The sequence below is a fragment of the Micromonospora sp. SD19 genome (genome assembly GCF_054462275.1).
Map to the genome: position 1 here is coordinate 1 of NZ_JBTLMN010000020.1, position 23,157 is coordinate 23,157.

A 23,157-nucleotide genomic window follows, 5' to 3' on the forward strand; every position below is an offset into this window, starting at 1 on the left:
CCAGTCCGGGGTATAAATCATAATTGGCACTGGCTTTACAAGCACCCTGTTGAGTTCTCAAAGAACAACCACACACCGACCAGAAGCCCCACCTCAGTGGAACCCCGACCGGGGCTTTTCGTTCCGTGTCCCCGCCGCTCTCGCGCCGGGCACTTTTACTACGTTACCTCACCGTCTCTGCCGTGTCAAACCGTGTGTCCCGGTCTGTCATGCTTCGTACGGGTCAGCGCCGGCGCACTCACGCAGCAGCGAACCGCTGCGTCAGGTCGTCGGATTCGGCAGACCGGCCGCTGCGGTGTCCCGCAGTCTCGCCCGGTTCCCTGCCGGTCGTGAACCTTACCCGGTCGGCTTCGCCGCACCAAATCCGCCTCACGGCCGATCCGGCGAGCCCCGCCCGGACCGTGTCCCGCAGGAGTGAACCCCTGCCTGACCCGGTTGCCATCTCGTTCCGGTGCTTCAGGACCTTCGTCCCGTTTGCCCCGTTCCGCGCTGGCAGAGAGAAAGTTACGCGTCTGCGGGTTTGATCGTCAAATCCACGGGTAGCGGCGCGCGTCACATTCGCACGTCCGAGCCGTTTCCCCAGGTCAAGACCGCCGACGCCGGCCGTGGCGTGAGTGCCTCCCGGTCTACGGCGGTCACCCGGCCACCGCTGGCGCCTGATCTGCGCGAGCGGCGAGGGGAATCAGGACGTCTGCCGCCGCCGGGTGGCCAGCCAGGCCCGGACGCCGAGAACGCCGGCGGTGGTGCCGATCGCCAGCGACGCGGCGATCAGCAACGCGTGCACCCACAGGAAGCTGGTGGCCGGGCCGTCGGCCACCGTTCCGGACGCCCAGGACCGCGGGTCCTGCCAGATGGCCACCGCGAACCTCGGCCAGATCACCCAGGTCCAGACGCCGACTCCGACCAGGAAGAGGCTCCACCCTCGCGACAGCACCATGGCAGCCGAGTATGCCAGCGCACCTGCTCAGCGGCCCGCCGCCGGCAACGCGAACGCGCTGACCCACCCCGGCGGGCGCGGCCGGCGCAGGGCGCTGACTGTTTCCGGCCGCGGCGGGATGGGCACTGCGAAGGGGGACAGCTGAGGACCGTCCCCTGGAGGTGCCCCATGCAACCCTCGACCTTCAACCCCTGGGCCTGGCGTGACCCGTCCGCCCTGGCCGGCGGCTACACGCAGACCACACCCTCGGTCACCCCTGGGCAGGATCAGGGAGGGCACGACGGCCCGGACGCGCCCGGCCCGGGCACCCCGGTCGACCTGGTGGGCTATCAGGTGCAGGCGAGCGATGGGCAAATCGGCACCATCGACGAGGCGAGCGACGCGGCGGACGCCGCGCACCTGGTGGTGGACACCGGGCCGTGGATCTTCGGGCAGAAGGTGCTGCTGCCAGCCGGGACGGTGACGCGGGTGGATCACCAGGAACGTGTCGTGCACGTCGACCGGACCCGACAGCAGATCAAGGACGCACCACCGTTCGATCCGGATTCGGCAGACCCGGAGTACCGGGACCGCGTCGGCACCTACTACGCCGACAGCTACCTTCCCCCTCCCGGCGCCATCCCACGGGTAATCTGAGGCCGTGGTCCGGACGGGCAACTGCGCATCCGAGGCTGTCGACCCGGTCGACGGCCTCGACCTCGGTGCCGTGCCCCAGACCCCGACCAGCTCCGGCGACGGCCGTGAGCAACTTCTGAACGTCCTCCGTGCCGGTGGTCTGCGGTTCCGCGCCGGCGCGCGATGGCGGACGACTCGCTGAGTCGATTCCGCTGACCGACCTGGGCTGAGACAGCCCTGGTCGGCGCGCGCCCGTGCGTGACCCACCTTCGGATAACGAGAGGCACCACCATGTCCGTCGCACGAATGCTCACCGGTGACCGGCCCACCGGCCGTCTGCACCTCGGCCACTACGTCGGCAGCATCGCCAACCGGGTACGGCTGCACCAGCGTTACGAGAGCTTCTTCATCATCGCCGACCTGCACATGCTCACCACTCGCAACCGCCGCGAGGACATCGACCAGGTCTCCGGCAACGCCCGCGAGATGGTGACCGACATCCTCGCCGCCGGGGTCGACCCGGACCGGGCAACCTTCTACCTCCAGTCGGCGATCCCCGAGGTCGGCGATCTCAACACCCTCCTGCAGAACCTGGTGACAGTTCCCCGGTTGGAACGGGTGCCCTCACTCAAGGACATGGCCCGCGACGCCGGCAAGGAGGAGATGCCGTACGGGCTGCTGGGTTACCCGGTGCTCCAGGCCGCGGACATCCTCTGCGTCAAGGGGGAGGTGGTCCCGGTCGGCCGGGACAACGCCGCTCACGTCGAGGTGACCAGGGAGATCGCCCGGCGGTTCAACCACCTGTACGGACCGGTCTTCCCGGTGCCCGAGCTGATCCCGGCGGACACGCCGAGCCTGGTGGGCACCGACGGCGCGGCCAAGATGAGCAAGAGCCGGGGCAACACCATCGCGCTCTCCGACGACGCGGCGACGGTGCGTCGCAAGGTGCTCGGCATGTACACCGACCCGAACCGGGTACGGGCCGACGTGCCGGGCACTGTGGAGGGCAACCCGGTGTTCGCGTACCACGAGGTTTTCAATCCGGACCGCGACGAGGTCGCCGACCTGGCCCGGCGTTACCGGGCCGGGCGGGTGGGTGACGTGGAGGTCAAGGAACGGCTGGTCGTCGCGCTGGAGGGGTTCCTGGCGCCGATCCGACAGCGTCGGGCCGAGATCGAAGCTGACCGGGGTCTGGTCGACCGGCTGATCGTCGAGGGCACGGAACGGACCCGCCAGGAGGTACGCCAGACAGTGCTCGAGGTGCGCCGGGCGATGGGGCTGACCGGCGCGTACCAGCAGGTGCGGCGGCGGGCTGAGCGCAGCCGACGCCGGACAGAAGCGGCAACCTGACGCCGGGCGGCGCTGAGCGAGGAGACCGGACGAAGCGCCGAGCGAAATGGCGCAGAATGCCAGGATGAGGAGGATCTCGGATATTCGTCCGGTGCCTACGGGGGTGACGCACCGGACCACGATGTTCGAGATCTTCTTCGACCTGGTCTTCGTCTTCGCACTCACCCGGGTCATCACGTTCATGGCGGGGTCGCCGGGCGCGCTCACCCTGGCCCAGGGGCTGCTCCTGCTGCTCCTGCTGCTCTACTCCTGGTCGCCGTACATCTGGGTGGGAAACCTGGTCCGGGCGGACGTCGGCCCGGTCCGCGCCGCCACCCTGGTCGCGATGGCGGCGATCTTCGTGGCCGCGCTGGTGATGCCGGACGCGTGGCAGCAGAGCCCGGAACTGTTCGACGCGCCGCTGACTCTCGCGCTGGCCTACGTGGTGGGCCGGGCCGTGCAGTTGGTGATTCTGTTCTGGGCGAGCGCGACGAACCCCGCGCTGCGCTCGACGCTGAGGTTCTTCACGGTGCCGGTCGTGCTGGGCTGGGTTCCCTTGATCATCGGCGCCCTGCTCGGCGGTGCGGCCCAGACGGCGCTCTGGACAGTGGCGTTTCTGCTGAACATCGGCGGTGCCCGGATCGCGTCCGCCTTCCGGCCGTGGCAACTGCGCAGCGTGGACCACTTCACCGAGCGGTACGGCCTGGTGCTGATCATCGCGCTGGGTGAGTCCCTGATCTCCGCCGGCGCGGGCCCCAGGGCGATGGCCCCGGTCGGCCCCGCGCTACTGGCCGCACTGCTCGGCCTCACCAGCACGGTCTGCCTGTGGTGGCTCTACTTCGATCGGCTGGCGTCCACCGCCAGCGAGGCCGTCAGCAGCGTGCCGGGTGAGCGACGGGCCAGCGTGGCCGGCGACGCGTACGGCCTCGCGCACTCCACGCTGATCATCGGCGCGATCTACGTGGCGCTCGGCATCGAGGAGGTGATCGCCCACCTCACCGGGGAGTCGGCGCATCCGGGTCGCCTCGGGTGGGAGGCAGCGACAGCGCTCTACGGCGGCACCGCCCTCTACCTGCTCAGCAGACTTGTCTTCCGACGGCTGACCGTCGGCACGGTGGTCCCGACGCAGGTCGTCGCCGCGCTGCTGCCGCTGCCCCTGCTGCCGATCGGCCGGTCCCTGCCGCCACTGGCGGCGCTCACAGTGCTGACCGCCTTCCTGATCGGCGTGACCTGGTTCGAGCGACGGATGGACCGACGCGACGAACGATCCGACCCGGCGCGGCCACGCCTGCGGTGAGCGGAGCCGGGCAGAAAAGGTTGCCGGGCCGTGTCGATATCCGCGGTCACCGTTCGTCGTCATGCTGTACGGCGACACCGCCGCACCGAGAGGAGCCAAAACGTGAAGTACATGCTGCTGTTCATGAGTCCCATGGTCGACGGAGAGGTCGTCGACAACGGGTGCAGCTTCGAGGACTGGATCCGCTACGACCGCGAGATGAAGGACGCCGGAGTCTGGGTCTCCGGGCACCCGCTACAGGACCTGACCACCTGTACGACAGTGCAGGTGAGCGCCGGTGGCGAGCGCACGATCACCGACGGGCCGTTCGCCGAGACCCGTGAGCTGCTCGGTGGGTACGACGTCATCGACGTGCCGGACCTCGACGCCGCGCTGGAGTGGGCCGCCCGCAGCCCCGGGGCCGCCGGTCCCGGATCGGTCCAGGTCCGTCCGATCGCCGAGATCGACGTGCAGGTCTGAGCGTGCCGGATGAGAGGGCAGCCGTCGGGTCGTCGGTGGAGGCCGTGTTCCGGGAGGAGCGCGGCCGACTGCTCGCTTCGCTCGTGCGCCGCTTCGGCGACCTCGACCTGGCCGAGGAGGTCGCCTCCGAGGCCATCGAGGCGGCGCTGACGCACTGGCCGACCGACGGCGTCCCGAGCCGGCCGGGCGCCTGGCTGCTCACCACTGCCCGGCGTCGGGCCGTGGACCGGTTGCGTCGTGACCGGGTGCTGGCCACCCGGCTCGCCGTGCTCCGGGCGGAGGCCGAGCGGGCCGATCACGCCCCGCCCGCCGACGCGGACCGTGACCTGCCCGACGACCGGCTGGCGCTCTTCTTCACCTGCGCGCACCCGGCCCTGGCCGCGCCGGACCGTGCCGCGCTCACAGTGCGGTTCCTGGCCGGCCTCACCACCGCCGAGGTCGCGCGGGCCTTCCTGGTGCCGCCCGCCACCATGGCCCAGCGACTCGTCCGCGCCAAACGGAAGATCCGTGACGCACGCATCCCGTTCCGGGTGCCGGGCGACGACGAGCTGCCCGGCCGTCTGCCCACCGTGCTCCAGGCCGTCTACTCGATCTTCACCGAGGGGTACGCGGCCAGTTCCGGCCCGGATCTGCAACGGATCGACCTGGCCGAGGAGGCCATCCGGCTGGGCCGGATTCTGCGCCGGCTGCTGCCCGCCGAGCGGGAGGCCGCCGGGCTGCTCGGCCTGATGCTGCTCGTCCATGCCCGGCGCGACGCGCGTACCGGGCCGGACGGGGCCATGATCCTGCTCGACGACCAGGATCGGGGGCGCTGGGACCGTCAGATGATCGAGGAGGGGCGCGGCCTGGTGGTGGTCGCGCTGACCGGCCGAGCGCCCGGGCCGTACGCGGTGCAGGCCGCCATCGCCGCGCTGCACGACGAGGCTCCCGACGTGGCCAGCACCGACTGGCCGCAGGTGGTGGCGCTCTACGACGTGCTGCTCGGCCTGGTGCCCTCGCCGGTCGTCGCGCTGAACCGGGCCGCCGCGGTGGCCATGCGGGACGGACCGGAGGCGGGGCTGGCGCTGCTCGACGAGTTGGCCGACGATCCGCGCCTGCGCGGCCACCATCCCTATCCGGCGGCTCGGGCCGATCTGCTGCGCCGGCTCGGCCGGTACGACGAGGCCGCGGCCGCGTACCGCAGCGCGTTGACGTTGGTCGGCACCGAACCGGAGCGCGCGTACCTGCTCAGCCAGCTGAAGGCTGTCACGAGCGGGTGAGCTGTACCCTTCCCCGGGTGAGTCTGCCGCTGCCTCCCGGGCCGTTCGCCGCGTACCTGTTCGACTGCGACGGCACCATCGTCGACTCGATGCCGCTGCACTACGTGGCCTGGCAGCGGGCCCTCGCGGAGTGGGGCTGCGAGTTCCCGGAGGACCTCTTCTACGCGTGGGGTGGGCGGCCCACCGCCGACATCATCGTCGAGCTGAACGAGCAGCAGGGTCTGGCCATGCCGGTGGCTGCCGTGGTCGAGCGCCGGGAGGGCTACTACCAGGAGTTGTTGCCGCAGCTCGCCGCGGTGCCGGAGGTGCTGGCGCACATCCACGACGCGCACCGGCGGGTTCCGTTCGCCGTGGTCTCCGGCAGCACCCGCGCGTCGGTCACCGCCTCCCTGGACGCGCTGGGCCTGCTGGACCGGTTCGACGTGCTGGTCTGCGCCGACGACTACACCCGGGCCAAGCCCGACCCGGAGGCGTTCCTGCTCGCGGCGCGGCAGCTCGGCGTACCCCCGGAGGCTTGCCTGGTCTTCGAGGACACCGACCTGGGCATCCAGGCCGCGACGGCGGCCGGCATGGCATCGGTACGCGTGCCGCAACAGCGCACGCCCTGACCTCTCAGGCCACCGTCAGCAGGAGCTTGCCGGCGTAGGAGGTCTGGAGGCGCTGGTGCGCGTCCCGCACCTTGCCCAGGGGGAACGTCTCGGCGACGTGCACCACGAACGGCCCCGCTTCGATGAGTTCGTTGAGGCGTTGCAACTGTCGGGGGTTCGATTCGCCGTCGTACGCGCGGACCGTGACGCCCGGACGTTCCTGTGGCTCCGGCCGCACCCCGTGGGCGTACGCGACCACCCCGCCGTCGGCCAGCGCCTCGGTGAGCCGGTCCAGCGTCGGCCCGCCGGCCATCGCCAGGATGGCGTTGACCCCGCCCGGTGCCGCCTCCCGGATCCGGGCCAGCACCTCGGTCATGTCGCCGTGACCGTCCACCGACACGTCGGCGCCGAGCCGGGTCACCAGCGCGACGCCGTCCGCCCCGGACGCCACGGCGATCACGTTGAGGCCCTGCCGCTTCGCCAACTGCACGGCCAGGTGGCCCTGACCGCCGCTCGCTCCGAAGATCAGCAACCAGTCGCCGGCCGACAGGCTGACGGTGTCGAGGCCGGCCAGTGCGGTCAGCGCGTCGGTGGGCATGGCACCGGCGTGCTCGGCCGGCACACCGTCGGGCACCTTCGCCGCGTACTCCGCCTTGACCGACGCGTACTCGGCGTAGAGGCCGCCCTTGGGCCGGGTGGTGGCGGAGACGTAGACCAGGTCGCCCACGGCCAGGCTGGTCACCGTGCCGCCGGCCGCGATGACGGTTCCGGCACCGTCGGAGCCGGGCACGATCGGCAGTGCCGAGCCCTCCGGCACCAGCACCCCCTCCCGCTCGTACGCGTCCCACACCCCGACGCCGGCGCTCCACACCTTGATCAGCACTTCGTCGTCGGCGACCTGCGGGATCGGCAGCTTGCGCAGGGTGATCACCTCCGGCCCGCCGAACTCGTCGAAGGCCGCGGCCTGCATCCGCTCTGGCACATCCCCGTCAACCATGTGGATTCCCCCTCCGTGCCGGCGTCACCGTCGCAGCATGCCGGCTCGGGAACGGGCGCGCTCCGGAGCTGAGGGCCGTTCACCCACAAGGACTAACGTGCAGGCTCGCCGAACCTTTTGGGGCGACTGCGGCGATCAGGAGGCCTGCGGCTCCGGGCCACGAAGCGCCTGCTCGACGGCGTCGCGGACGCGGGCGTCCTCGCGCGCCTTGCTCAGCGCCCGGTTGCGGCGCCGGTACAGGTACGCCCCGACGAGCACGGCGATCAGCACGACGAGGGCCAGCACCAACGTCCAGGGCAGGGCCCAGCCGTGCGCGGTGGCCTGCACCGGCTTGAGCGGGGTGGTGGAGCCCGAGGCATCGGTGAGCAGCGGCGTCAGGGTCGCGGTAGCGGCCAGCGAGATGACCGGAGCCACCCCGTGTACGGGCACCGTCACGTTCCAGCTCTCACCCGGGAGCAGCTCCGGCGGCGCGGCGACGTCATCGGCCCGGACCCGCAGCAGGCCGAACGGGCCGGAGACGGTCACCGCCTGGTTTCCCGACAGGGCCGCGTTGCCGACGTTGTGGACCTTGTAGGTGATGGTGGCGTCACCCTTGCTGAACGGGTTGGTCGGTCCGGCGTACGTCACGTGCAGGTCCTCGATCGCGAGGTTCGGCTTCAGCTCGCCGCCGACCCGCAGCTTGATCCGGATACCGAGGCGCCGGTCGACGTTGATCCCCTCAGCCTGGTCGGCCTGGGTCAGGGTGGTGAGGATGCCGCCGACGTAGTCCCCGGGCTTGGCGTTCTCCGGAACGCTGACCGTGAACGGGACCTGGGCGGTCTTTCCGGGCTGGATCACGACGCTGCCGGCGTTCGGCTTCACCCAGGCGCCGATCGCTGTGGACTTCTGGTCCTTGGTGAGCAGGTCGAGTTGGCCGGCGTCGGTGGTGAAGCCGTCGGCCGCGTACACGGAGAGGGTCAGCGGGGCCGCGCCACGGTTGGCCACGACCATGGCGTCCTCGACGGCCCCACCCGGGTTGACGTTGTAGCTGTAGCTGGACCGGGCCTCGCCGTAACCGTTGGACGCCGTCCGGACCGTCCAGGCGACGTTGCCGTCCGCCGCCCGGGCGGGGCCGGCACCGACGCCGACTGCCGCGACGACGGCGAGCAGGGACAGTGCTGTCCTACGGAGGAGTGCGGTGGGCCTGGTCTTCCAGCGCGTGACGGACGGGTACATGTCGGTTCCTTGAGGTGATCTTGGACGGATGGCAAATGGGTGGCGGGGTAGACACCCGAAGGTGCCTACCCCGCCCATGGAACTGTTCGGTCAGCTGCTCAGCGCGGTGATCGTGAGGGTGGTGCGGTAGCTACCCTTCGCGATGCTGTCCGGGATCTTCAGATCCAGGTCGGCGCCGAGCTTCGCGCCACCACGCGGGTGACCCTGCGCGGCGGCGGCGAGGGCGCTGGAGACCGAGAGGCCCTTGCCCTGGTCGTCGTAGGACGACAGGACCGGGGCACCGGCCTCGGCGCCCGCTCCGGCGTCGAGCACGTACGGGCTCCAACCGAGGTAGGAGCCGGAGAACTTCTTGTCGGCGTCGGAGAAGTCGCCGACGTTGGCCGAGATCGACCACGGGGCGAGCGAACGGCGGCTGTCCGACACGAGGATCGGGTTGATCTTGCCGTTGGCCTGGAAGTAGGTGCCGTCGCGCTCCTGCGCGGTGCCCAGGTCGACCAGACCGTTGTAGCCGTCGATCGTCCAGCCGAACTCACCCGGAGCCGGGTTCGGCACGTTGACCTGGATGGCCTGGCCGTCACCGTGGTACGGGTGCACTGTCACGTTGTCGACGATCGAGCCGACCGGCTGCCCCTCCGGGGTGTTGACGCAGGAGAGGCCCTTCTCGACCGCCGCGTTCGGGGCCGCGCAGGTGCCGCTGCGGACGTTCGCGAGAACCAGCTTGTCGTTGCGCACCTGCACCTTGACGTAGCTGCGGACGTGCTCCTGGTTCTGCACGGAGTTGTACCAGTACTTGTTCGGGTCCAGCGGGTCCGGCCCGTTGCCGCGGATGCCCGTGCCGGAGCTGTCCGGCTTCTTGATGTCGTAGTACTTCGAGCCGGAGGCCGAGTTGGCCGTCACGTAGATGACGCCACCCGGGCCGGGGTAGACGTCGGCAGCGCCCGGCTTCTCGTCCGGGTTCTCCTTCTGGCCGTTCTTGATGGAGTAGCTGCGGGTGTAGCTGTGGTCGTGACCCTGCAGCACCATGTCGACGCCGAGGTTGGAGAACGCGGTGGTGAAGTCCTCCCGCCGCTGCTTGTTGTCACTGTCGGTCGCGTGACTGGCCGGCGAGTAGATGGAGTGGTGGTAGACCAGCACCTTCCACTTGGCCTCGGAGCCGTGCTTGTTGATGACGTCGGTGACGTACGCGACGTGCGCCGCGTCGCCGCCGGCGGAGCCGTCCGCCGGGTTGACGTAGCTGTTGCTGTTCAGGTCGATGAACAGCACGTCCTTGTGGATGAACCAGTAGTCGCCGCCGGACCGGGTCGCCTGGTCGCCGTTGTAGTACTGCGACGAGCGGTCGGTGTTCGGGGTGAAGTGGTGCTGCTCGTAGGACTTGCCGCCGACGTCGTGGTTACCGATGGTGGCGACGAGGGGGACCTGGCGCAGCTGGTCGGGGGCGAGGAACGAGGTCCACTGGCCCTCGTCGTTGGCGCTCTCGACGTGGTCGCCGGCGGACACCAGCAGCTCGGCGTTCGGGTTGGCCGCCGTCGCGACCTTCAGGGTGTCCTCCCAGCCGGCCTGGTCCTTCAGCCGGTCACCGGAGGAGCCGATCTGCGGGTCGCCGAAGAACAGGAAGTCGTAGTCGCCCTCGAAGTCCCGCGTCTTGAAGGAGTACGCCGGGGACCAACTGCCCTCGGCGCCGACCCGGTACGAGTACGCCGTGTTCTCGCGCAGGTTGCTGATCGTGGCGTGCCGGTTGAACCCGGTGGTGGAGGTGTTCGCCGCACCAACGGCGTCGAAGCTGACGGCGCCGGCCGGGAACTCGCCGTTGACGATCTCGGCGGTCGGGGCGAGCTGGATCTTCTGCGCGGTGTCGGCGGAGGAGTACCAGCTCACGATGCGCTGGGTCTCGTTGGCGCCGACGCCGAGGACCACACCGGTGATCGTGGTGGACTCGGCCGCGCTCGCGGTGGCCATCAGGCCACTACCGAGAGCCGCGCCCATGCCCAGGAAGCCGGCTGCGACCCCGGCGACCAGGCGACGCCGTACGAGCGTGGAAGCCCGTGACGAGGTGCTCAATGTCATCGACATTGTTCCCTTTTCAAATAGAGAAATGGATGTGCCTTCACCCGACGCTGGGGAAGCAAATCCACGCTTTCGCTGCCCGATGAACCGACCGTGAACGTGATCTTGCGAAAGACTGCACTTCACGAACTACTTAGCCTTACTCATGATCCAGAAATGCGCTGCACAAACCAGATCAACCCCATAAGGGACACGCCCGCAGAAACGACCCCGGTCGCCCAGAGGCCGGCTTTGGGCGCACGACGCCGCAGCACGAACAGCAACGGGAAGACGACCGCGATAATCGTCAACTGAACGACTTCGATGCCGATGTTGAACACCAGCAGGGACCACAGCAGGGTCCACGACCACGCCTCGTCGATGCCCAACGCGCCAGCGAAGCCCAGGCCGTGCACGAGACCGAAGCAGAACACCACGCCAAGGCGGATCCAACCGGCCCGGTCCAGGCTGAAGTGACCGCGCCCGGCCGTCTCCAGGTCGGTCGCGTGCTCACCGCGCCGCCAGATTCCCCACAGGTGCCAGCCGGCGACGACGGCGATCGACAACGCGATGATCGGCTCCACGATCGCCCCCGGCACCTCGACCAGGCCGAGCGCGGCGAGCATGAACGTCACCGAGTGCGCCACCGTGAAGCTGGTGGCCGCGAGCACGATCTCCCGGAGCCGCCGCGACCCGGCGATGAGCGCCAGCAGGAACAGAATGTGGTCGATACCGCTCAGCAGGTGCTCGGCGCCCAGGACGAAGAACTCCCCGAACCGCTCGTACCAGGCCTGCGCGGTCGAGAAGGACGGGTGGGCGGCGTCGAGCGCCGCACTGCCCGACCGGCCGTCGATCTCGTAGGTGACGATCGTCTTCGTGCCCTTGACGTAGCCCTCGCCGTCCGGGAAGAGGCCACTGCGCACCACGTGCTCGTCGACCCGCTCGGGGCAGGTCCAGTCGAGCAGCAGGTCCGCGTACGGCACACCCTCGCGGGCACCGATCGTCGCGTCACCCACCTGCGTCGGCCGGCAGGCCGCACCCCGGGAGCTCACCGAGAACCGGTCGGAGACGTAGCCGAGGACCGTCGACGCGTGGCCCTTCAGGGCGGCGGCCTGCGCAGCGGTGTCACCCGCCTCGAACGCCGCGGTTCCGGCCCGGAAGAGCGGGTCGTCGTGGCCGGCGTCCGCGGCGGAGACGACGAGGAGGTCGTATTCGAGCTCCACCGCCGTTCGAATGTGACCCTCATCTCCCGCCGTTATTTCCGCGTACACAGTCGACGAAAAACCGTGCGCGGACGCCGGTTCGGCGGCCAGAAACGGAACCACCGCTGCGGCGAAACCGACAGCGGCGACGATAACGGTACGGCGGATCCGGCCTGACATTCGACTCCCTCGGTTGGCCAGTGCACGTTGCATGTCGTTGGTGAACACCAACCCGCGTACCGACGAACCGCCGGAGAACAACATCCCCGAACCGCCGCCCACCGATTGCCGGTGACCGGAATTGAGATAGGAATACGAAGAAGTACGCGCACATTCCGCCACCACCCGGAGGACGATCACCTTGCGCCCCCCGCTTCGGGCCGTCGCCATGCTGGCCGCGACCGCCGCGCTGGTCACCGCCTGCAACTCCAGCGACGACTGGTCCGAACCACGTCCGGCGCCCAGCGCCATCGGCACCCTCGGCCCCGGGTTCGTCGACCCCTCCACGAAGCCCGCGCCGGAGGCGACCATCACCCCGCAGCCCGGCTCGTGGGCCGGTGTCCACCCGCCGAAGGACTACCGGGTCGTCCTGCTGACCAGCGGTACCGACAACCCGACCAAGGCCCTGGTGACAGCGGTCAAGGAGTGGGCCGACGACGAGCACGTCGACCTCAGGACGATCGTCGTCGGCAACGCGCACGAGGCCGTTCCCAGCATCGCCAAGGCGATGGAGATGGGTCCGGACCTCATCGTCAGCGCGGGAAACGATCTCATCGACGGGCTCGCACTGGTCACCCCGAACCACCTGGACGAGAAGTTCCTGGTGGTCGGCGCGGAGCTGGCCGAGCCCACCCACAACGTCACCGCCGTCGACTGGGAGGGCGCGTCGTTCCGTGGTGAAGGGCTCGGCATGTCCTCGACGTACGACCCGAACTCGTTCACCGCGGAACGTTGCGCGGCGGCCATCCGGGCGGGCGTGGCCGCCGTCCTCAACGACCTGACCGGGATCGTGGTCTGGCTCTGACGACGAGGGCTCGCCCTCGGGGCCGCCCGGCCCGGTGCGGAGGCCGGTGAACCTCCGCACCGGGCCGGCGGGTCACCCGGTCGAGCAGGTGGCCGTCATTCCCGTACCGGTGCCGGTGCCCTGGTAACCGAACTCGGTCGACTGCCCTGCGGCGACCGAGCCGTTGTAGGCGACATTCGTGAACTGGACGGTGCCGGTGGTGCCGCTGCGGTTGGCGCTCCAGACGCTGGTGATGCTGGCCCCCGAGGGCAGGGTCATGGCTACCGCCCAGCCGTTGATCGGCGCGGCGCCGGCGGTCACCCGCACCGTGGCGACGAAGCCGCCCGTCCACTGGTTGACCGACACCGACGCCACACAACCCGCACCGGTCGGCGGCGGGGTGGTCGGGGGAGGCGTGGTTGGCGGCGGGGTGGTCGGCGGCGGGGTGGTCGGGCCGTCAGCCAGGACCGGGGTCGACCAGTCCCGCCAGTCGGCCAACCGACCGAGCGCCCTGCTGGAAATCCGGATCACGCCCGGCTCGTTGCCCGTCTTCAGCAGGAACCTGCGGATGCTGTTCTGCAACGGGGTACGCCACTCGGGGCGGTTGGCGCAGTGGGTGCCGTCCTGCACGTCGGACCAGTAGGTGATGTTGTCGCCGGCGCCGAGCGCCCGGTAGACCTCCGCGCCGCCCAGGGCCGCCACGCTCGCCGACCGCGGGCCGAGGTTGGCGATGTGCGGGTTGTCCATGATGAACAGTCCGCGCGGTGCCACCATGGCGACCATCTCGTGCGTGTCCACCGGGAGCCGGTTCGGGCTGCCGGTGAAGGAGCCGAACGCGTCGCCCAGCCAGGGTTGCTCCCCGTACGCGCTGCTGAGGCTCTGCGCGCCCTCACCGGGGATGCCCCGGAAGATGGGCACGCCCGCGCTGCCCGATTCGATCGGCATGGTCAGGGCGATGCGTTGGTCGAACACCCCGATCGCGAAGGCGCCCTTGCCGTACCGGGAACAGCCGGTCACACCCATCGCGTCCGCCTTGAGGATCCGGCCGTCGGACTGCTCGATGACGTCGATGATCCGGCTGACGCCCCAGCCCCAGGCGGCGAGCAGTCCGGTGCTGCTCGATGAGCCGTAGATGCTGTAGAACGCGCCCTGCTTGTTGTTCCGGGGGGTGCCCTCGCGGCCAACCGCCAACGGGTCGTAGCTGATCACGGCAGCGCCGGCGGCCTTGATGGTGGCCGTGTCCGCGCCGAACCCGCCGACGACCACGACGGCCGGGAAGGGACCGGTGCCGCTGGGCAGCTCGACCCGTGCCGAGAAGCTGGTGCTCCTGCCGTTGTGTGACACGTTGACGGTGATGGTGCTGTTGGACACCGTCCCGGTGACCGTCGCGGGTTTGGCGGGCTTCTCGCCGAAGACGAACTTCTCCGCCAGTTCCTTGATCTCCGCCCGACGGCAGCGCCAGTCGGACTTCGAGGTGATGGTCTGGCCGTTCAGCTTCTTGAAGGGGTCGGGAAGCTTGGCGTTGGTGGGCAGCGAACCCAGGTCCGGCAGGCCGGACACCGCGCAGTCGGCGCCCTCGTCCTCGACTGCGGCGGCCAGTGGGGCCACGGCGGCGTACGCGCCCATGGTTCGTGTTGCTACCGATGCCGATCCGGCGACCGTGAGCGCTGCTACCGCCAGCGCGACGACCACCGATCGGGTGGTAGAGCGGCCCGAGCTGATGACCACGGGGCTCTCCTTCCGAGTGGTGATGGAAAAGGAAGGAACGAAACGTGATCGATGATCACGAATGCCAGCCAGGTAAAGCTTGAGCGCTTCGATCGGGAAGTGTCAATATTTTGCCGAAACTTTCGAGCCTTCCCACCGCCTCAGACGACGCTGGGACCGGCCGCCGGGGCAGCCACGCGGGTGAGATCACGGATCCTGCGCGCGGCAGATATCGAAAGTTTCGACGGTCAGCGCGGGGTAGGCCCACGATCCTCGAACTCGTACGTGGTGGTCAGGCCCTCGGGCAGGTCGGGGACCAGGGCGTTGGTGCCGTCGACCACCTGGACGTAGCGCCTGCCCTGGAAGATCGAGTAGCTGCCGTCCGGAACCTGATCGATCCGGAAGAGCTGCGTCGACGCGGCGGCATCACAGGCCCGGCCGCGTACGCTGCCCGGCGCGGCGTCGTGCACGACGGTCATGCAGACCTCGGTGGCACCGGCCGCCAGCAGGATCCGATACCTGTCGCCCTCGGGGCGCAGCACCCACAGCGCCCGATCGTCGATGCCCTGGTCGGTGGTGGCCCGCACCTGGTCGCCGTCGCTGTCGATCGCCAACGTCGCGCCGCGCATGCCGGGCAGGGTGATCTGGACCTGCCGCCGGCCGCCGAGGATCTCCTGCGGTCCCGCCGAGGCGGTCGCGGACGGCACCACGGGCGGGGTCACGGGCGGCGCGACCTGGGTCGCCGGGCCGGCGTCCGGCGTCTCGACGTCGTTCCGGATCTGTGACAGGGCGGTGCCAGCGGCGACGGCCACCACGGCCAGCCCCGCCGCGCCAACTGCAGCCCGACGCCGCCGACGCCGGTCGCTGCGCTGCCGCAACGCCTGCGCCCCCGGCAGCGTGGCGACTCGCCGGACCTCGTCCACGATCGCGGTGAGATCGTCGCGCGGATCAGCCATGGGAGGTCTCCTCCTGGTGCGCATCGGTCAGCAACCCGGCCATCGCTCGCCGGCCACGGGCGAGGTACGTCTTCACGGTCCCGACGGGGGCCCGCATCTCGGCTGCCACCTCCGCGACGCTGAGATCGTTGAGGTGGTGCAGCACGACGGCGCGCCGCTCGTTGGGGCTCAGCCGTTGCAGCGCCTGCAACAGCGCGACGTGGTCCTCGTTCAGGCCGGGCACACTCTGGTCGACCGCGGCCCGGCGGTGTGCGCGTACCCGGTTGAACGCCTTGCGCCAGCTGCTCACCGCGATCCGGGAGGCCACCCGCCGGACCCACGCCTCCGGGCTGTCCGTCTCCCGCACCGTCCGCCACCGCTGCCAGGCCCGCATGAACGCCTCGGCGACGGCGTCCTCCGCCTCGGCGCGGTTGCCGGTGAGCGCGTACACGTGACCCACGACCCGACCGGCGCAGGCCGCGTAGAGGGCGTCGAACTCCTCGGCGTCACGCATCCGACCGGTGCCCTCCCACGCTTCGTCCCCTGGTCACCGCCGCATGGAACTCGGCTGGCTGGACCGGTCGCGTCGGCGCGGGGCGAGATTGTGGCCCGCGTCACACCACGGTGATCAACCCGACGACCCGGCCAGGCGTCATCGTGCCGACCCGGGAGACGCCCGTGGCGGAGAGGACGATGTGCGACGACGGCAACGACGCGCCCTGACAGCCGGCGTACTCGCGACCGCGCTGGTTACCGCGGGGCTGACCGCCCAACCGGCGAGCGCGCAGCCGACGCCCCCGACTCCCGGCACCGCCGGGACCTTCACCCTGATCACCGGGGACCGGGTGTCGCTGGACGCGGCGGGTCGCCCGCAGATCCAGCGCGGCCCGGGTCGGGCCGCCATGCGGTTCGTCAGCAACCGGGAGGACGGTCACCAGTACGTCATCCCGGTGGACGCGATGCCGCTGGTGCGGGACGGGCGACTCGACCGCCGCCTGTTCGACCTCACCACGCTCGCCGAGTTCGGCTACGACGACCGGGCCGCCGAGTTGCCGCTGCTGGTCGCGTACCCCGAGAACACGGCGGCGCGGGCGCGGACCGCGACCACCGGGGGTGCCGGGCGCGTGCGGGCCGACCTCCCCGCCGCCCACGCGCTCGCGGTCCGGGCGGACCGGGACGACCGGGTGACGCTCTGGGCGTCGCTGACCCGGGGTACGCCATCCGCGCGCACCCTCACCGCCGGCGTCACCCACATCTGGCTGGACGGCAAGCGCACGGTCTCCCTCGATCGCAGCGTGCCGCAGATCGGTGCCCCGGCGGCGTGGCAGGCCGGGTTCGACGGCACCGGCGTCACCGTCGGCGTGCTGGACACCGGGATCGACGCCAACCACCCCGACTTCGCCGGCCACCTCACCGAGGTCCGGGACTTCACCGGCGGTGGCGACCCCAGCGACTCGGTCGGCCACGGCACTCACGTGGCGTCGACGATCGTCGGCAGTGGCGCCGCCTCCGGCGGCAGGTACCGCGGCGTGGCGCCGGGGGCGAAACTGCTGGTCGGCAAGGTCTGCGCCACCACCGAATGCCAGGACTCGGACATCATCACCGGCATGCAGTGGCTCGCCCCGCGGACCCGGGTGGTCAACCTGAGCGTGGGCGGCGACGACACGCCCGGCCTCGACCCGCTGGAAACCGCGGTCCAGGAGTTGAGCCACCAGTACGGCACCCTCTTCGTGGTCGCGGCCGGCAACGAGGGCAAGCCGAAGTCGGTCTCCTCGCCGGCCTCCGCCGACGACGCTCTCGCCGTCGCCGCTGTGGACGCCGACGACCAGCGGGCCTACTTCTCCAGCCGGGGTCCCCGGATCGGCGACAACCACATCAAACCCGAGATCAGCGCACCGGGCGTCGACATCGTGGCCGCGGCCCCCGGCGGCGACTACGCCGCCATGTCGGGTACGTCGATGGCGACCCCACACGTGGCCGGCACCGCAGCGATTCTCGCCGGGCAGCACCCGGACTGGACCGGCCCGCAGCTCAAGGCCGCCCTGATGGACTCGGCCAAGCCGACCGGCGAGGACACCCTCTACGAGCAGGGCGCCGGTCGGGTGGACATCGCCCGCGCCGTCGCCCAGCCGGTCGCCGCCGACATCGCCGCCATCGACTTCCCGGTGCAGCGCTGGCCACACGCCGACGACAGCCCGATCACCCAGGTCGTCGGCTACCGCAACACCGGCACCACAGCGGTCACCCTGACGCTGGCCATCGCTCCGGCCCCGGCCGGCATGCTCACCGTCAGCCCGGCCACGCTGGTGGTGCCGGCCGGTGGCCACGCCGAGGCGACCATCACCGTGGACACCCGGGTGGACGCCCCGGACGGCGTCTACCAGGGAGCGCTGACCGCCACCGGCGTCGATGACCTGCGGGTACGCACGCCGTTCGCGCTGAACCGCGAGATCGAGAGCTACGACGTACGGCTCGACCACACCGGACGCGACGGCAGGCCGGCCACCGAGTACACGACAGTGGCGGCGAACCTGACCACCGGCGAGTTCAGCACCCTCGCCGTGGCACCGGGCGGCGGCGTCCTGCGGCTGCCCAAGGGTCGTTACGCGTTGTACAGCACCATCCACGAGGGTTCCGTGTCGACCCTGCTCGCACAGCCGGTCCTGGACGTACGCGGCCCGGTCACCGAGGCGGTCGACGCCCGTGCCGCCAAGCCTGTCGCGTTGACGGTGCCGCAGCACGACGCCGCGCCGACCTCGATCAACGTGAGCGCCAACTGGGACGACGGCCTGCGCTACCCGGGCGTCCAACTCAGCGGGCTGTCCTTCGCGGACCTCTTCTTCGGCCGGATCGGACCCGCCGTCACCGCACCCGAGTTCACCGCGACGCTTGGCGTCGGGCTCGCGCGACCGGGCAGGGACGGCACCTTCCGGAACAGCCCCTACACCTACGACCTGGCGTACGTCCGGCAGGGCGACATGTTCACCGGCCTGACCAGGAAACTGTCGCCGAAGAACCTGGCCACCGTCCGGGCGACCTACCGCAGCCAGTCCAGCACGACGACGGCCACCCGGTTCCACCGCGCGTCGGGTCCCGGAGGCTCCGGTCCGGTCGGGTCGAACACGCCCGTCGACCTGCCGTTCAAGGGTGTCGAGTACTACAACACCGACGGGGGCGTCGTCTGGACGTCCACCTTCCTCGAAGGGGACAACCTCACCGCCCAGGACTCGACCTTCGTAGCCGGCCGGACGTACACCCAGACCTGGAACGCGGCACCGTTCGGGCCGACAGTGGCCCAGGCGCCGGCCCTGTCGCCACTGGGGTACGCGGGCCGCGACGGCGACACCATCTCGATCGCGTCGCTGCCCCTGTTCGGCGACGCGTCAGGTCGCCCCGCCAGCCGCGACGACCAGCCGGTGCGGATCCGGCTGCTCCGCGACGGTAAGGAGATCGGCAGCTCGGACAGCCCGTGGGCCGAGTTCGCGGTGCCCTCCGGCAGGGCCACCTACCGACTGGAGGCGGCCGTCACACGCGGCGCCCCGGACACCCTGTCGACGTCGGTGTCGGTGGCCTGGACCTTCACCTCGGCGCACACCACGTCACCGGAGCGGTTGCCCCTCAGTACGGCTCGACCGACCCCCGTGCTCGACGACACCAACACGGCACGGATCGGCCGGGTCATGGCGATCCCGGTGACGCTGGACCGGCAGGCCGGTTCGACTGCCACGCCCAACCGCACGCTCAGCGTGTCCGCGTCCTTCGACGACGGCCGCACCTGGGTCGGGTTGCCGGTGCTCCGGAACGTCGCTGTGATCAGTCATCCGCGACGGGCCGGGTTCGTCTCGCTGCGACTGGCCGCTACCGACACCGCCGGCAACACCGTCACCCAGACGATCCAGCGGGCCTACCGGATCTCCTGACGCGTTGCAGCGTCCGGGGTGGCGGCTGCTGGAGCCGCCACCCCGGGCAGGACGGTCACTGAGGTGCCGCGATGCGCCGGACGCGGAAGGCACCGTCGAAGCCTCGGGCGCGGCGGACGCCGTCGAGGCCTCGGGCGTGGCGGGTGCCGTTTGCCTCAGGCGGTGAAGGCGCCGTCGATGGCGATGGACGCGCCGCTGATGAAGGTGGCCTCGTCACTGAGCAGGAACGTGGTGAGTGCGGCGACCTCGTCGGAGGTGCCGGCGCGGCCGGTCGGCTGCGTGGACAGGTAGCGCTGCGCGGCCTCCGGGGCCTGGCTGACCACGTTCTGCCAGAGCGGGGTGTCGATCAGGCCGGTGACCAGGGCATTGACCCGCACATTGGAGCGCGCCACGTCGAGGGCGGCCGAGCGCGTCAGACCGATGACCCCGTGCTTCGCCGCGTTGTAGGCGGCCTGCGTCGGGTCACCCTTCACGCCGGAGACGGAGGCGTTGTTGACGATCGCGCCCCCACCGGAGGCGATGATCGCCGGAAGCTCGTACTTGAGTCCGTAGAAGACGCTCGTCAGGTTGAGGGCGAGCGACCGCTGCCAGTTGTCACTGTCGGTCTCGCGCACGCTGGCCATCGGGCCACCGCCGGCGTTGTTGAACGCACCGTCCAGCCGCCCGTACTCCGTCACCGCGGCGTCGACGAGCCTCGCCATCTCTTCCTCCACCGTGACGTCGGTGGGCACGAAGAGGGCGGCACCGCCCGCCGTCCGGATCTGCGCCGCGACCTCCTCGCCGCGGTCCTTGTCCCGGGCGCCGATGACGACCCGAGCACCTTCCGTGGCCGCCCGCCTGGCGAAAGCCAGGCCCATGCCCTGCGTGCCACCGGTCACGACCAGCACCTTCGATTCCAACCGTCCAGACATCTCGCCGCACATCCATTCGAGTGATGAGCCGCCGCAGAGCGCGGGGCTTCGCGAGACGGAACGCTAGCCTTATCTGGAACGTTCGACAAAGTAACAGGCCTCACAATTTGAACGCTGCGTAGTGAGGCTGCTCGTCATAACCCGGCTTTTGGCGTCGAAGCGGTCGCCCGAACGGTGTTACCTGGCGATGCGGATCCTGTAACCGCACGCACATTCTGTGGCGATCGTTCCATAACCTCACTAGCGTGGGGCGGGTCGCTAAATCCCAGCAAATCACCCTTAAGGAACAGTCATGCCCACAGCTCACGCCGCCCCGGAGTCCCACCGGTGGAAGGCCCTGCTGTTCATCTCCATCGCGCAACTGATGGTGGTGCTCGACGGGGCAGTCATGAACATCGCTCTCCCCTCGGCGCAGCAGGCGCTGCACTTCACCGACGGCAGCAGGCAGTGGGTGGTGACCGCGTACGGTCTGGCCTTCGGCGGCCTGCTGCTCGTCGGTGGCCGCATCGGTGACATGGTCGGGCGCAAGCGCACCTTCCTGGTCGCGCTGGCCGGCTTCGCTGTCGCCTCGGCGATCGGCGGCCTGGCCGTCAACGCCGCGATGCTGCTGCTCGCACGGGCGCTACAGGGTGTGTTCGCGGCCCTGCTCGCGCCGGCCGCGCTGTCGTTGCTCTCCCTGTCCTTCACCCAGCCCAGGGAACGCGCCAAGGCGTTCGGCGTGTTCAGCGCGGTGTCAATCGCCGGCGGTGCTGTCGGCCTGATCGTGGGAGGGCTGCTCACCCAGTACCTGAACTGGCGCTTCGCGATGTTCGTCCTGGTGCCGATCGCGGTCGTCGGGATCCTCGGCGCCAGCCGCACCGTGCACGACGACGGCGAGCGGCACCGCGCCCGACTCGACCTCCCCGGCGTCCTGCTGGCCAGCTCCGGGCTCGTCGGCCTGGTCTACGGGTTCGGCGTCGCCGAGAGCCACGGATGGTCGGCAGGCGTCACCATCGGATCCTTCACCGCCGGGGTGCTGCTGTTGGCGACCTTCGTCGTGGTGCAGGCGCGGGTCCCGTCCCCGTTGCTGCCCCTGCGCGTCCTGACCGAGCGCAACCGGGCCGCCGCGTACCTCTCGGTCGGCCTCGCGATCGTCAGCATGTTCGGGATGTTCCTACTGCTCAGTTACTACTTCCAGCAGGTCAAGGGATGGTCGCCGGTGATGGCCGGGCTGGCGTTCATGCCGATGGCCGTGCCGCAGGCCATCGGGGCCACGCAGATCGGCGCCCGACTCGCGCACCGGATCGCCCCTCGACCGATCATGGTCGGTGGATACCTCGTCACCGCTGTCGGTCTGGTACTGCTCGCGCTGCTCGACGCGGACAGCGGCTTCCCGGAGATCGCGCTCGCCGAAGCCGTGATCGGGCTCGGCATCGGCACCGCCTTCATGCCCGCGATGAGCATCTCCACCCACGGCGTCGAGCCCACTGACGCCGGTGTCGCCTCCGCGATGATCAGCTCGTCGCAACAGGTCGGCGGATCGATCGGCACCGCGCTGCTCAACACCATCGCGACCAGCTCCGCCGCCACCTATCTGCTCTCGCACGGCGGCCCGGCGGCCCAGACCCAGGTACGGAATGAGGCGCTGATGCACGGCTACTCGGTCGCGTACTGGGTCGCCGTCGGATTTGTGGTCACGGCGGCCCTCGTCTCCGCGACCATGGTGAACGCCGGCGCTCCGAAGCACGTCCCGGCCCCGCCGGACGCCCTCGGGGACGTCGCGCCCGTGCACTGATCGCTGTCGTACCTGTCAGATGGGGCGCGGTGACCGAGGACACGGTGCACTGACTCCGTCGAGAGAGTGGAATCAGAGCTGTGAGCAGAGAAGGCACCGGCGAGTGACGTGGTGAGGCCCGCTCTTTCGGCCCACGATCGGGGTCCGTCCCGTCCTGACCCGACGCCAGTGGCGAGCGAATCGGTCCGGGTAACTGTCGGGCACCGCCAGCGCTGGGCGGTGGAGACCATGGCCGTGGCGCCCGACGACCAGGTGCTGGAGATCGGGTGCGGCCGGGGAGCGGCAGTGTCCCTGGTCGCCGGTCAACTCACCACCGGCCGGATCGTCGCCATCGACCGCGCCGCGACGATGGTACGGCTCGCTACCCGGCGGAACCTCGGCCACATCGACGCCGGCCGAGCCGAGATCCGGTGTGCCGGGTTCGAGTCCGCGGACCTCCCGACCGAACACTTCACCAAGATCTTCGCGGTGAACGTCAGCCTCTTCTGGTTGGGCGACGCGGCGCAGCTGATCGCTCGGATGCGAGGCCTGCTGGCGCCGGGGGGACGCCTGTACGTCTTCGGCGAACGACCCAGCGCCGCGCACGCCACCGCGAACCTCGCCGCCACCGAACTACTGCTCGCAGCCCAGGGGTTCGCGACGACCACATCGAGCGTCACCCGTGGTCAGGGCCGGGTGCTGACCTGCGTCATCGGCACGCCTGTCGAATGAGCTGGGGCGTGACCGCGCACCCAACGTGAGCCGGGCGGGCTCGGCGTCCTGCCGAGCCCGCCCGTTCCCTGTCAATCGAGCGTGATCAACCGGGTCAGCGCTGCAGCGTCAGCAGACCCGGCCGGTACGGCAGCAGACCGTAGTCGACGCCGTTGGAGCTGGGGGAACGACCCTGGTAGAGCAGTTGCAGGTTGCAGGCGTTGACAGTCATCGTCTGGTCAGCGCTGGTCCGCAGCAACTCACCGTGGCTGATGTC

Annotated in this window: 19 protein-coding genes and 1 pseudogene; 10 read left to right on the forward strand and 10 right to left on the reverse strand. The window is 70.3% G+C overall.

Going from position 1 to position 23,157, the window contains the following annotated elements; all coding sequences use genetic code 11:
• Positions 1 to 682 precede the first annotated feature (682 nt).
• Positions 683 to 937 carry an SCO4848 family membrane protein gene (locus tag ACX27O_RS32810; protein ID WP_030338067.1) on the reverse strand — a complete coding sequence of 85 codons (255 nt, stop codon included), beginning with the start codon at positions 935 to 937 and terminating at the stop codon, positions 683 to 685.
• Positions 938 to 1,105: 168 nt separating this feature from the next.
• Between ACX27O_RS32810 and ACX27O_RS32815 the strand changes: the two genes are divergently transcribed.
• From ACX27O_RS32815 to ACX27O_RS32840, 6 genes are all read left to right on the forward strand, one after another.
• Positions 1,106 to 1,573 carry a PRC-barrel domain containing protein gene (locus ACX27O_RS32815; protein ID WP_210860869.1) on the forward strand — a complete coding sequence of 156 codons (468 nt, stop codon included), beginning with the start codon at positions 1,106 to 1,108 and terminating at the stop codon, positions 1,571 to 1,573.
• Between the two features lie 270 nt (positions 1,574 to 1,843).
• Positions 1,844 to 2,902 carry a tryptophan--tRNA ligase gene (gene trpS, locus ACX27O_RS32820; protein ID WP_030338070.1) on the forward strand — a complete coding sequence of 353 codons (1,059 nt, stop codon included), beginning with the start codon at positions 1,844 to 1,846 and terminating at the stop codon, positions 2,900 to 2,902.
• A 91-nt stretch (positions 2,903 to 2,993) separates the two neighbouring features.
• Positions 2,994 to 4,178, forward strand: coding sequence for a low temperature requirement protein A (locus ACX27O_RS32825; protein ID WP_210860871.1), 1,185 nt, complete (start codon positions 2,994 to 2,996; stop codon positions 4,176 to 4,178).
• A 111-nt stretch (positions 4,179 to 4,289) separates the two neighbouring features.
• Entirely contained in the window at positions 4,290 to 4,637 is a 348-nt protein-coding gene (locus tag ACX27O_RS32830; protein ID WP_247675886.1) for a YciI family protein, read from the forward strand.
• A gap of 2 nt (positions 4,638 to 4,639) precedes the next feature.
• Positions 4,640 to 5,896 carry an RNA polymerase sigma factor gene (locus tag ACX27O_RS32835; RefSeq protein ID WP_030338075.1) on the forward strand — a complete coding sequence of 419 codons (1,257 nt, stop codon included), beginning with the start codon at positions 4,640 to 4,642 and terminating at the stop codon, positions 5,894 to 5,896.
• Between the two features lie 17 nt (positions 5,897 to 5,913).
• Positions 5,914 to 6,504 (forward strand): HAD family hydrolase, encoded by a 591-nt coding sequence (locus ACX27O_RS32840; RefSeq protein WP_210862422.1) that lies wholly within the window; start codon positions 5,914 to 5,916, stop codon positions 6,502 to 6,504.
• Between the two features lie 4 nt (positions 6,505 to 6,508).
• Here ACX27O_RS32840 and ACX27O_RS32845 read toward each other — a convergent pair whose 3' ends face one another.
• From ACX27O_RS32845 to ACX27O_RS32860, 4 genes are all read right to left on the reverse strand, one after another.
• Complete coding sequence (locus ACX27O_RS32845) at positions 6,509 to 7,480, reverse strand: NADP-dependent oxidoreductase (RefSeq protein WP_210862423.1); 972 nt, start codon at positions 7,478 to 7,480, stop codon at positions 6,509 to 6,511.
• 135 nt (positions 7,481 to 7,615) lie between these two features.
• Entirely contained in the window at positions 7,616 to 8,695 is a 1,080-nt protein-coding gene (locus ACX27O_RS32850) for a WxL protein peptidoglycan domain-containing protein (RefSeq protein ID WP_458940595.1), read from the reverse strand.
• A gap of 90 nt (positions 8,696 to 8,785) precedes the next feature.
• Complete coding sequence (locus ACX27O_RS32855) at positions 8,786 to 10,759, reverse strand: purple acid phosphatase family protein (protein WP_387222720.1); 1,974 nt, start codon at positions 10,757 to 10,759, stop codon at positions 8,786 to 8,788.
• 143 nt (positions 10,760 to 10,902) lie between these two features.
• Positions 10,903 to 12,357 carry a HupE/UreJ family protein gene (locus tag ACX27O_RS32860; RefSeq protein WP_458940596.1) on the reverse strand — a complete coding sequence of 485 codons (1,455 nt, stop codon included), beginning with the start codon at positions 12,355 to 12,357 and terminating at the stop codon, positions 10,903 to 10,905.
• Between ACX27O_RS32860 and ACX27O_RS32865 the strand changes: the two genes are divergently transcribed.
• Positions 12,329 to 12,964, forward strand: a complete 636-nt coding sequence (locus ACX27O_RS32865) for a type 1 periplasmic-binding domain-containing protein (RefSeq protein WP_036412792.1) — start codon at positions 12,329 to 12,331, stop codon at positions 12,962 to 12,964. The two genes, ACX27O_RS32860 and ACX27O_RS32865, sit on opposite strands and share 29 nt — an antisense overlap.
• A 72-nt stretch (positions 12,965 to 13,036) precedes the next feature.
• Here ACX27O_RS32865 and ACX27O_RS32870 read toward each other — a convergent pair whose 3' ends face one another.
• The 3 genes from ACX27O_RS32870 to ACX27O_RS32880 all read right to left on the reverse strand — a co-directional run bounded on the left by ACX27O_RS32870 (position 13,037) and on the right by ACX27O_RS32880 (position 16,099).
• Positions 13,037 to 14,569, reverse strand: a complete 1,533-nt coding sequence (locus ACX27O_RS32870) for a glucuronyl esterase domain-containing protein (protein ID WP_387222727.1) — start codon at positions 14,567 to 14,569, stop codon at positions 13,037 to 13,039.
• Between the two features lie 329 nt (positions 14,570 to 14,898).
• On the reverse strand, positions 14,899 to 15,606 hold the full coding sequence (locus tag ACX27O_RS32875; protein ID WP_030338092.1) for a hypothetical protein: 708 nt from the start codon (positions 15,604 to 15,606) through the stop codon (positions 14,899 to 14,901).
• Positions 15,599 to 16,099 carry a sigma-70 family RNA polymerase sigma factor gene (locus ACX27O_RS32880; RefSeq protein WP_030338094.1) on the reverse strand — a complete coding sequence of 167 codons (501 nt, stop codon included), beginning with the start codon at positions 16,097 to 16,099 and terminating at the stop codon, positions 15,599 to 15,601. Before ACX27O_RS32880 ends, ACX27O_RS32875 begins: the two co-directional genes overlap by 8 nt.
• Positions 16,100 to 16,280: 181 nt before the next feature.
• Here ACX27O_RS32880 and ACX27O_RS32885 point away from each other — a divergent pair, with 181 nt between their 5' ends.
• The gene (locus tag ACX27O_RS32885) at positions 16,281 to 19,505 is read left to right on the forward strand and encodes a S8 family peptidase (RefSeq protein ID WP_458940597.1); all 3,225 of its coding nucleotides are present in this window, start codon (positions 16,281 to 16,283) and stop codon (positions 19,503 to 19,505) included.
• Between the two features lie 155 nt (positions 19,506 to 19,660).
• Here ACX27O_RS32885 and ACX27O_RS32890 read toward each other — a convergent pair whose 3' ends face one another.
• Complete coding sequence (locus ACX27O_RS32890; protein WP_307857810.1) at positions 19,661 to 20,428, reverse strand: SDR family NAD(P)-dependent oxidoreductase; 768 nt, start codon at positions 20,426 to 20,428, stop codon at positions 19,661 to 19,663.
• A gap of 280 nt (positions 20,429 to 20,708) precedes the next feature.
• Here ACX27O_RS32890 and ACX27O_RS32895 point away from each other — a divergent pair, with 280 nt between their 5' ends.
• A complete protein-coding gene (locus ACX27O_RS32895; RefSeq protein WP_357640529.1) occupies positions 20,709 to 22,190 on the forward strand; it encodes an MFS transporter in 1,482 nt (493 codons plus the stop codon).
• A gap of 168 nt (positions 22,191 to 22,358) precedes the next feature.
• The gene (locus ACX27O_RS32900) at positions 22,359 to 22,901 is read left to right on the forward strand and encodes a class I SAM-dependent methyltransferase (protein WP_400448439.1); all 543 of its coding nucleotides are present in this window, start codon (positions 22,359 to 22,361) and stop codon (positions 22,899 to 22,901) included.
• Between the two features lie 94 nt (positions 22,902 to 22,995).
• Here ACX27O_RS32900 and ACX27O_RS32905 read toward each other — a convergent pair.
• A pseudogene (locus ACX27O_RS32905) lies at positions 22,996 to 23,157 on the reverse strand (non-reducing end alpha-L-arabinofuranosidase family hydrolase); the annotation flags it as partial.

Coding starts and splice junctions, on each gene's coding strand:
- ACX27O_RS32880 (WP_030338094.1), bottom strand. CDS start 16,099: ATGCGTGACGCCGAGGAGTTCGACGCCCTCTACGCGGCCTGCGCCGGT.
- ACX27O_RS32875 (WP_030338092.1), bottom strand. CDS start 15,606: ATGGCTGATCCGCGCGACGATCTCACCGCGATCGTGGACGAGGTCCGG.
- ACX27O_RS32810 (WP_030338067.1), bottom strand. CDS start 937: ATGGTGCTGTCGCGAGGGTGGAGCCTCTTCCTGGTCGGAGTCGGCGTC.
- ACX27O_RS32830 (WP_247675886.1), top strand. CDS start 4,290: ATGCTGCTGTTCATGAGTCCCATGGTCGACGGAGAGGTCGTCGACAAC.
- ACX27O_RS32895 (WP_357640529.1), top strand. CDS start 20,709: ATGCCCACAGCTCACGCCGCCCCGGAGTCCCACCGGTGGAAGGCCCTG.
- ACX27O_RS32815 (WP_210860869.1), top strand. CDS start 1,106: ATGCAACCCTCGACCTTCAACCCCTGGGCCTGGCGTGACCCGTCCGCC.
- ACX27O_RS32845 (WP_210862423.1), bottom strand. CDS start 7,480: ATGGTTGACGGGGATGTGCCAGAGCGGATGCAGGCCGCGGCCTTCGAC.
- ACX27O_RS32850 (WP_458940595.1), bottom strand. CDS start 8,695: ATGTACCCGTCCGTCACGCGCTGGAAGACCAGGCCCACCGCACTCCTC.
- ACX27O_RS32855 (WP_387222720.1), bottom strand. CDS start 10,759: ATGACATTGAGCACCTCGTCACGGGCTTCCACGCTCGTACGGCGTCGC.
- ACX27O_RS32865 (WP_036412792.1), top strand. CDS start 12,329: ATGCTGGCCGCGACCGCCGCGCTGGTCACCGCCTGCAACTCCAGCGAC.
- ACX27O_RS32870 (WP_387222727.1), bottom strand. CDS start 14,569: ATGGGCGCGTACGCCGCCGTGGCCCCACTGGCCGCCGCAGTCGAGGAC.
- trpS (WP_030338070.1), top strand. CDS start 1,844: ATGTCCGTCGCACGAATGCTCACCGGTGACCGGCCCACCGGCCGTCTG.
- ACX27O_RS32890 (WP_307857810.1), bottom strand. CDS start 20,428: ATGTGCGGCGAGATGTCTGGACGGTTGGAATCGAAGGTGCTGGTCGTG.